The organism is Methanocalculus natronophilus, from assembly GCF_038751955.1.
In the GTDB taxonomy this organism is placed as follows: Archaea; Halobacteriota; Methanomicrobia; order Methanomicrobiales; family Methanocorpusculaceae; genus Methanocalculus; species Methanocalculus natronophilus.
On sequence record NZ_JBCEXH010000086.1, the window covers coordinates 1 to 617 of the forward strand.

Below are 617 nucleotides of genomic sequence, written 5' to 3' on the forward strand. Positions count from 1 at the left end.
GAAAAAGTGTTCTAAACCAATGTCTAAATCTTCTGAATAAATCACCCCAATTGAAAAACTTTTTTTCATCTTTAATTAGACGCGTTATAATTCGCATAATACCTTACTTCTTCGGCATACTTTAAGATTTTTTCTCTTGTTTTGTCACTAATTCCCGATTTGCCATTTAATGCTTTAGAAACCGTTGATGGGGCAACGTTTAATTCTTTGGCAATATCGTAAATTGTCTTTCCCATGAAAAGCCTCCAGTAATTGTGTTCTAATAAAATCGTTCATATCAACAATAAAATTATATCACATCTATACCACAAATTAAAGAAAGCCTTGGGTTAAACACTAATCATTCATGTGGGAAGTTTAAACCGAAATTAATGCACCTTCAAATCTGATTTTAAGTCGCTTATTAAAGCATTCATATCTTCATTTTTAATATTTTTATGGCGCTTATAACGATCGAGTATTCTCCAAATTGGTTCTTCATTTTCGTGCCACCATAACTCGCGATAATTTTCGACGATATAATCGTACCATTCTTTGTGGAACATTTCTAAAAAGCGTACAGGATAATCCATTGTAATTTTTGGTTGATAGGTAGATTGTTTTTCGATGCTTATTTG

Annotated in this window: 2 protein-coding genes; both read right to left on the reverse strand. The window is 31.8% G+C overall.

Features of this window, described 5'->3' with window-relative positions; all coding sequences use genetic code 11:
• Positions 1 to 71: 71 nt before the first annotated feature.
• Positions 72 to 236 carry a LacI family DNA-binding transcriptional regulator gene (locus ABCO64_RS10565; RefSeq protein ID WP_343089443.1) on the reverse strand — a complete coding sequence of 55 codons (165 nt, stop codon included), beginning with the start codon at positions 234 to 236 and terminating at the stop codon, positions 72 to 74.
• Positions 237 to 368: 132 nt separating this feature from the next.
• Positions 369 to 617, reverse strand: a 249-nt coding sequence (locus ABCO64_RS10570) for a hypothetical protein (RefSeq protein ID WP_343089444.1), incomplete at its 5' end; no start/stop codon positions are given.